This is a genomic window from Cognatishimia sp. MH4019 (assembly GCF_020177595.1).
In the GTDB taxonomy this organism is placed as follows: Bacteria; Pseudomonadota; Alphaproteobacteria; order Rhodobacterales; family Rhodobacteraceae; genus JAHTBL01.
On sequence record NZ_JAHTBL010000020.1, the window covers coordinates 1 to 7,886 of the forward strand.

Below are 7,886 nucleotides of genomic sequence, written 5' to 3' on the forward strand. Positions count from 1 at the left end.
TGCTAGACCCGACAACCGTATTGCCGTCGCCAGAGACGCCAAAAGCACGACTGGCTGGCACAGAACCTCCGCCACCCAAGAACCCAAGCCCTTGCATGCCGTTGGCGGCTGTCCAGCGGAACGCCTCGGCTTGGAACGACGCAATGGAGCTCCCCCCTACCACTGTGCCGCCATCATAAGATACATCCTCCGCCGTGGCGTAAGGCTGGGAAATACTTAAAACCCCAAGATCTTCAAAGCCGCTACCAGCCGTCCAGCGATACGCATGCCGACGGCCATAAGAAATGGGCCTACTATATCCGACGACCGTACGACCATCTCCAGAAATCCCGAGAGCCTCATTATGCGCATTAATGCCATCGAGAAAACCAATCCCCGTGAATGAATAGTCTTGTGCTTGCGCATGGGCCGTTATACTCAGATTCAGGATATAGATTCCGAATGCCAGACTATTCCATGGGATCACGATAAATGGTTGTATTGAGATGAAGTGGCTTATTTTGAACCGCTTGGTGTCCATGAACTGAACCTTGGCTTGAATATATTCTGGAAGAGACAAAACACTGTGCTCGAAAACATAGGTAAACGAACCGCAAAACAGCTATGCCTCAAAATGAGGCCGCTAAATGGTTGAGAAAGGTCATAATTCCCGGACTGGTAGTTCAGAATTTGATCGCGAAACCAAGACCTGCGGAGACGGCATCGTAGTTGTTTTCTTCTGATCCCAGTGAGCGCTGTAGCTCCACATTTCCGTAGAGCTGCGTCGTTGGAGTAAGCTGGTAGTTCACACCAATGGACAGATCCGCGATTGTATAATCACGGCGACTGCTAGCCCCACTAAACTGCATGCCATTCAGGTTTGTTACTGCGAGACTGGGCGCGGTCAACTCCTCCGAGACTCGACCGACCGAGACACTCCCGATCAGTTCCAATGAATTGGACATCTGATATGCGGATTCGACACCGACGCGCAGCGTTCTGCTTCTGTTGCTGTGGTCAGAGACTCGACCAGAGAAAGTTCCACCGGTCTCGCCGTAGCCGTCAAACTTTGCTTTGCTGGATTGGTACGACATATAGGGCAACAGCGAATACCTTTCGTTCACCTGGAACGCGTATCCAACTTCCAGCTCAAAACCCATATACTCGCCGCGGGTTGACCCTCTCGCCGTCTCAACCGCAGCACCATTGCGATAATTTCGTCCGATTTCGGCATCGAGCGCAAGGATCGTGGCGGTGGCAAGTAGACGCAAGCCAGTTTCTTCTGGCTGATACGTTAGGAAGACAGCTCCGCCAATGCCATCGGTCTCAACCGAGCTACCAAGATAGCCATTCGTCTTGCCAAGACGTGCGGTCTGCAGCCCAAATCCGAACCGCAAACCAGTCTTCGTCTGCCCGATCACACCAATCGTGCCTTGCTTCGTTCTTACTCGACCTGTTGGGCTATCCTGCGACCAAAGGCCAACTCCATAACCGAAGGCGCCAAATTGGATGCCGCGAGCATCACCAGGCCCTTCCGTCGACAAGTCTGTGGGACTGTTCAAGGTATAGTGACGGGCAACTTGCGTGAGATGCTGTAATCTGGCCTCACCCAGTCCGCGCGCACTCTGCGATAGTTCTGCGATGCCATTCACAGAGACTGCAAACCCTGCAGGTGCAATCACACCAGCAGCCCCACTGCCCGGGTCATAAAGCGCTAAATATGCTTCCGTTTGCCCCGACAAGTTTACCATCTCGCCGGTGATAAGCGTCCCGTCATCTGAAACATCGCGCGCGTTTCTCAGGATAACCCCGGTCATCGCGATGCCCTCTGCAGCAAGAAGATCGGCAAGTCCCTCCATGCCAGTATCTTCCGTCCAACGAAACGCTTCAAATTCTCTAGATACGTTACGACTCCTACCGACTATCGTGCCTCCATCGCGAGAAACCGCTTGAGCCTCGCTGTACGGAACAGAGCCGCCCCTACCCAAGTGTCCGAGACCTTCCATTCCAGTGGCAGCAGTCCACCGGAACGCCTCACCTGTCGTGTTGGAACTTACGCTGACACCTACGACTGTGCGGCCATCACCAGATATGCCGAAGGCGTTGCTCAAAGAATGACCATTTAAAAAGCCGAGCCCTTGCATGCCGCGGCTCGCGGTCCAACGGAATGCCTCTGATCGGCTAGACCCATTTCGGCTCACACCGACGATCACGTTTCCATCGTCAGAAGCGTCTCGAGCTATGCTATAAGGCGAGACAGCGCCCAGAAATCCAAGCCCCTGCATGCCGCGGCCCGCAGTCCAATAGAATGCTTCGACTTGGTCAGCCGCATTAGTGCTAGACCCGACAACCGTATTGCCGTCGCCAGAGACGCCAAAAGCACGACTGGCTGGCACAGAACCTCCGCCACCCAAGAACCCAAGCCCTTGCATGCCGTTGGCGGCTGTCCAGCGGAACGCCTCAAGCCGTCCGTCCGATGCTACGCTCACACCCACGACTACACTGCCATCGTAAGAGACGTCTTGGGCCTCACTAAACAGGTAAATTGGGTTTGAAGAGCTTAGTTTTTGCAAATTGGCGTCTGCAGTCCAGCGGAACGCCTCATTTTGCCTAAACCCCGTACCACTGAGACCCACAACCGTATTGCCGTCGCCAGAGACGCCATATGCCTCACTATAGCTGTGGTCAAATGAGACGCCGAGCCCTGTGAATGTAGTGTCTTGCGCCTGCGCATATGCCGAAATGCTGAAACTTATGATACAGACACCGCGTACTAGAACATTCCGCAGCATCGCATAGTGAGCGTACGCCGAGATCGGGTCGCTAAACAGGAACCACTTCATGACCATGAATTAGACTTCGGTTTCAATACATTCTGGAAGCGACAAATCACTGTATCCAAGACATAGGTGAGCGAACAGCAAACCGGCTATGCCTCAAAATCAGGCCATCAGAACGTGAAGCCGTTACCGTCTTGTAAACCTTCGTTTCACAGCCGCGATCCGCTTTATTGCATCACAAATCAAGGAGACAATAATTTTGGTGCCCAAGCAATTCGACCAACAGCTTCCATTCCCGCGATATCGAAAATTTCTGGCGCGACCGAACCGATCACTTGTTATTGGAAGGCCATTTGTAAACTAGGCTTCGTTCGCTGCCCTCTACCAGTTTCAGGTTTACGCGCCGACGAACCAAGGTGGCTATTCCCATCACGAAGCAAGTTGCGATATGGAAAATGACTAGCCCATCAAGATAGGCGATGTCCTGCGGGGAGCGTTGAAAGGCAGCGGGCACGTCAAGGATCCAGTCTCGAAAGACCGTATAGAGTGCGATCTGACTGATCGCCGCAAGAAAGAAGGCTAAGACACCAATCCATGATCGTCGAAGAAGACCGACGACGATGACCAAGTCCAATACAAGATAGATGATATCTAGCAGTTGCCATTTGAGTGGAGCCTCGGCCCAGACAAACCCAGTCATGGAAGCGATGTTGAGAATATGGATCAGTGCGCCGTAAGCATAGAACGCTGCGACGAGCTGAAAAAAATGTCGCGCAAAAAGGCTTAGCCATTGTTGAGAAGCTGCTGCCGGGCGCACGCAAGTCAATCCGCACGCTTCGCGTTAGCTCGTTTGAAAGCGAACTCGCAAACCTCGCCACCACGGGCAATCGTGTCAAGAATGTCTACCTGTATTGGCTTCGTCGACCCGTTCACCTCAGCCTGCCACGCCGTATCCCAAGCACAAAGGATGGGTGTGAGATCTGATCGACCAACGTTCCAGAAATACTCATGGAATGGGCAGGTAAGGACGCAAAGCGAAACTCCGTCTGGTCGGTAACGATCTTCAACAACCATACCGTCTCCCCACATCGCCTTTGCTAGCTTCGAAGGTCCGCGTTTTACCACTCCAGCAAATGGATCGACTTCCAGCTTTAGCCATGACCGGGTAGCCAACCTTGTCAGCCAGGCGCCACTTGCGCCGAAGGCCACGCCTGCGAGCTTTTTGGCATCAATCGAGGAAAAACCAGCTTTCGTCTCCAAAAGAATGACAGCCGCGTGCAGACTACGAGCGAGGGTCAGATTGAACCTTTTCGCAACGTCATTTCCTGGCATCGAACCGGGTGGAAGTCGCCCAACTTCGCTGCGAATGTCTTGCGCAGTTAATTTGACCCGAGCTTGCTTAGATAGATTTCGGGCAAACTCAAGCTGCCAAACGTATGAGATTGCGCGTCTCAACGGCTTACCTCCGACGCCTGAGCCGCACCCAATGTACTGTTGAAGATCCGGCCAACTCCTTTGAAAGTACTTGCCTGATCGTGTGCATTGAGATGGACAATGAATCCGGAGGATGCTCCTCGAAAATAAACAAGCTTCACGGCCAAACCTTCCGTCTTGTAATGTAGCATACTTTTTTGTATGTAATCACAGAGAGCTAATGTATCAAGTGGATTTTCTGTCGGATTGGCCGAAAAGCGCGCCCTGAAGGTGAACAAAGATGAACTTGCACGAACAGAGCCATGTCGAGCGTTACATGAAGATGTCAGATGAAATATGGCTCAAGCATTCGAACCCATGGAGCGGTTGGAGTCGCATGGCCATCCCGCCGCTTTTCGCTTTTGCAGTTTGGAGTCGTGACACGATCGGTTGGTGGAGTATTCTCCTTATATTCTTGGTCTGTGTCTGGACATGGATTAACCCTCGCGTTTTTCGACCCCCACAGAACATGGAGAGTTGGATGTCTAAGGCTGTACTTGGCGAGAGACTTTGGTTGGGTCAAAACTTACCTTCGATCCCTGATCATCATCGTCGAACACCACTGCTCATTGCAGCTGTCAGTGCGATTGGCCTGCTACCATTTTCGTGGGGTCTCTGGCGGCTCGAGTTCTGGCCAACGCTTACCGGTCTAGTGTTGATTATGGGTGGAAAGCTATGGTTCCTCGACCGTATGGTTTGGTTGCTATCGGAACGACCACGAACTCAAGAATGAAGTATCTGTCATCACACGTATTCTTGTAGCTTCGTTGCGAAGTCGCTCTGGGTCATAGGGTCAAGTCACATACTTTTAAGTTGTAAACTTGGCATTGTAACCAACTTGGGGTCCATGACCGGCTAGAGATCAGATATCGAAGCTCTAGGTCTTCTGATCGGCAGTTAGTCTGTTCTGATCGTCTTGGCAGTCGCCTTCATATCATTCGGTTTTATGCACCCCACGGCGCCTGCCGACGTAACCCCAAAATTTGCAAATTTTGTTTCCGCAGGAGTCTACTGAGAGGTAGATGCGGCACTGCAGATGACGAAGGCACACCTGCAATTGCAGAATGCGAATCTTACCGCAACGCTAGTACTTTTGTAATGCTTCCAATGACATACCAAAGGTTTGCAGATACCCCCCTAAGGACAAGGCCAGTAAACATTCTTCAAGGACCGAGACAGATCGATTTCACGTGAAGCGGTTGAGGTGGCGCACTCAGCATCAACCTCGTGAATAAAATTCCAGACAATCACCCCTTGAAAACATCATCAAGCAGCATTGCCAGACTCCTGAGAGAACTTGACTCCCGGCGGACAAACGCACTCAAGGCCCTTGGTATAAACGCGATCAGCGATCCGGTTCTCGCCATTCATTGCCCTTTCAATAACTCGTCGATAAAGTCCTGTTGCATTTCAATGCGGTGCTTCCACTCATCAGGCAGGTCTGCTCTGCGATCAGCATTTTCTGCAGACGTACAGTCCAACTGCAAAGTTGCGTCTTTCGATTTCATCGAATGCGTCGTTCGCTCGTGAACTCGTTCCGAAGCTTTCCATTTCCCCCCATTTTTAATGCTTCGACCAAAGGAAACGACGCGCTGCACGCTTTCAAAGCTCTCCCAAGGCCCGATACCATCCACATTGGGCGGATATGGAAACTCTTTGCCAGCTTGCCGCTCAACCAAAGCTTCAAAAAGCGGATCATCGAAATACTTGATCCGCTTTGCCTTGATCGGGTGCTGCGGCGACGCCAACACAATCACCTCATCCGGATCCATCGTCCGCGCCTCGGTTTCTGATAGCAAAGGCCTTTCCTCGAACCGAGCGGTCGTTGAAGTCGCTCCTAGCAAACCTCGGTTGCGCCCGTACATCCGGGTCACTGCTTCTCGTGTTGTGCTCCCTACCGCCGCTGACACCTCGCGCACCGTTCGCTGATCCCGCGGCGTAATGTAGAGCTTTAGCCCTGCCCCGTTCTCCAGACTTTCCCGTCCTTCAGGCCCATAAATCCGATCCAGCGATGCCAAAGACTGCGCAATCATCGCAACGCGCCCACCGTATGCCGCCAGCGAATGGATCGCGCGCTCGACATAAGGCATCGCCCCCATCTGCTGAAACTCGTCAATCATGATCATGACAGGCCAAGGCTCATCAGGGCCCGGCTCGTGCTGCCGAAGGCTGGCGATCAGGTCCGCGAACATGAGCCGCAACAGCGGCGCCAATGTCGAAATGTGATCCTCGGACACAACGATGTAGAGCGCATGAGGCTTTCGTCGGAACTTTGAAAAATCGAAGTCACTCTCGCTCGTTGCGGCGCGAACAGCGGGGTTGTCCCACTGCTTCAAACCTGCCGTCATGAGTGCCTGAATATTCGAGGTTAGCAATCGTGATGAAGCGCTGGCTGCGTTGGTCCAAAGTTCGCGCACCACGTCTTCTTTGGCCTCCTCGGCATAGGCCCCGTATTGCGCGTTTTTGTAGTCACCACCTGTAACGATCTTATTGACCGCGCCCAAAGTTGGCTTACCACGCTGGATCGCCAACAAACACGCGGCCACGAAAATCGACTTTCCCGCTTCAGAGAATGTGTCGAGCGTCTTGTTGTCCTTGTCCAGGAACAGATCGGCAAGGATCGACACTTCGGTGAACTGCTGTGCAAAGCTGGGGGCCTTGGCAATCCGCGCGAGCGGGTTGTAACGATGTGTGCTGTTGGCCCAGTCAAATGGGCTGAAGCGGAAAACTTCGTCGCCTTTGATCGCCCGCAGCCGCGACGTCTTCTCAAAATTTTCGCCTTTGACATCAAGCACCACAACCGATCCTGCAAAAGACAGCAAATTCGGGATCACAAACCCCACGCCTTTACCCGCCCGCGTCGGTGCCACCATCATCACATGCGGGATATCTGATGCCGAGATAAACGGCGCACCAGAGCGAGGCGTTCCAAGTTTTGCGCAGATGAACCCCTGCCCCACTTTATCCAACATCTTATTCTTGCGCAGTTCGGTCGTTGTCTGCCAATGCGCCGATCCGTAATCATCACGCCGCGCCTGCCAAACCCAAGCAAAGGCGAGCCCTGCAAAACTGACCGCGCCTAACCCAACGGCTCCTACAGCGACTTGAAACGCCTCAGCGTGCCGTGTCTGAAGGCCGTCGCCCATCTTCCAGACCAAGAGCATATCGAAGTTGGCAAAGCCGGTCCGCAGCGCCAGCGCCAGATATCCGCTCGCCACGATTGTCCCGATAGCCAGACCACAAAGCAGACCGACCGGCACCGCCGCCCATAACGGTACATTGCGGGTCACAGCCCCATATCCTCTTCCAGATCGCGGTCGCGGCGTGGGTCTATCTCGGCGAGGTCGTCTTTCACTTGCTCGAGCCTTTTTGCGGTTTCCGCAAACGCAAGATCGCCGCTTTCCTCGTACGCGGCCTCTAACACTCCTAGGGTCACCGCAATCTGATCCATCCGATCTGGCAGCATATCCGAAAGGACGGCGTAATTTCCGGCTCGAAGCCACGCCATGCCGTTCTCACCCAACTCGTTGTCCGTCGTCAGGGATTTTGGGACAGATGGGCGCCTGAGCTAAGAGAGGATCTGGCTCATCTGGTTGGTTTGATTATGCGGCCGATTTGCGGTGAAGCAAGCGCCGTGTTTCGATGGTCTTTTGT

7 protein-coding genes and 1 pseudogene are annotated in these 7,886 nt (G+C 53.2%); 1 reads left to right on the forward strand and 7 read right to left on the reverse strand.

The features are described from left to right. From KUW67_RS18190 to KUW67_RS18210, 5 genes and pseudogenes are all read right to left on the reverse strand, one after another. Positions 1 to 520 (reverse strand): hypothetical protein (locus tag KUW67_RS18190; protein WP_370635045.1); only part of this gene is annotated, 520 nt, incomplete at its 3' end. Between the two features lie 142 nt (positions 521 to 662). Further along, the gene (locus KUW67_RS18195; RefSeq protein ID WP_224826767.1) at positions 663 to 1,838 is read right to left on the reverse strand and encodes an autotransporter outer membrane beta-barrel domain-containing protein; all 1,176 of its coding nucleotides are present in this window, start codon (positions 1,836 to 1,838) and stop codon (positions 663 to 665) included. A gap of 135 nt (positions 1,839 to 1,973) precedes the next feature. Then, positions 1,974 to 2,828 (reverse strand): annotated as a pseudogene (locus tag KUW67_RS18550) (hypothetical protein); the annotation flags it as partial. Positions 2,829 to 3,090: 262 nt separating this feature from the next. Next, the gene (locus tag KUW67_RS18205; protein WP_224826763.1) at positions 3,091 to 3,576 is read right to left on the reverse strand and encodes a hypothetical protein; all 486 of its coding nucleotides are present in this window, start codon (positions 3,574 to 3,576) and stop codon (positions 3,091 to 3,093) included. Between the two features lie 5 nt (positions 3,577 to 3,581). Continuing rightward, positions 3,582 to 4,214: an L-2-amino-thiazoline-4-carboxylic acid hydrolase gene (locus KUW67_RS18210; protein ID WP_224826764.1), complete on the reverse strand. Its 633-nt coding sequence runs from the start codon at positions 4,212 to 4,214 to the stop codon at positions 3,582 to 3,584. A 259-nt stretch (positions 4,215 to 4,473) separates the two neighbouring features. On the opposite strand from KUW67_RS18210, the gene KUW67_RS18555 reads away from it, so the two are divergent. After that, positions 4,474 to 4,965 (forward strand): DUF6653 family protein, encoded by a 492-nt coding sequence (locus tag KUW67_RS18555; RefSeq protein ID WP_370635046.1) that lies wholly within the window; start codon positions 4,474 to 4,476, stop codon positions 4,963 to 4,965. Between the two features lie 634 nt (positions 4,966 to 5,599). Here the strand turns inward: KUW67_RS18555 and KUW67_RS18215 are convergent. Both KUW67_RS18215 and KUW67_RS18220 read right to left on the reverse strand, forming a co-directional pair. Next, complete coding sequence (locus KUW67_RS18215) at positions 5,600 to 7,522, reverse strand: type IV secretory system conjugative DNA transfer family protein (RefSeq protein WP_224826765.1); 1,923 nt, start codon at positions 7,520 to 7,522, stop codon at positions 5,600 to 5,602. Further along, on the reverse strand, positions 7,519 to 7,740 hold the full coding sequence (locus KUW67_RS18220) for a hypothetical protein (RefSeq protein ID WP_224826766.1): 222 nt from the start codon (positions 7,738 to 7,740) through the stop codon (positions 7,519 to 7,521). Before KUW67_RS18220 ends, KUW67_RS18215 begins: the two co-directional genes overlap by 4 nt. Between the last annotated feature and the right edge of the window lie 146 nt (positions 7,741 to 7,886).

Coding starts and splice junctions, on each gene's coding strand:
- KUW67_RS18220 (WP_224826766.1), bottom strand. CDS start 7,740: ATGGCGTGGCTTCGAGCCGGAAATTACGCCGTCCTTTCGGATATGCTG.
- KUW67_RS18555 (WP_370635046.1), top strand. CDS start 4,474: ATGAACTTGCACGAACAGAGCCATGTCGAGCGTTACATGAAGATGTCA.
- KUW67_RS18195 (WP_224826767.1), bottom strand. CDS start 1,838: ATGGAGGGACTTGCCGATCTTCTTGCTGCAGAGGGCATCGCGATGACC.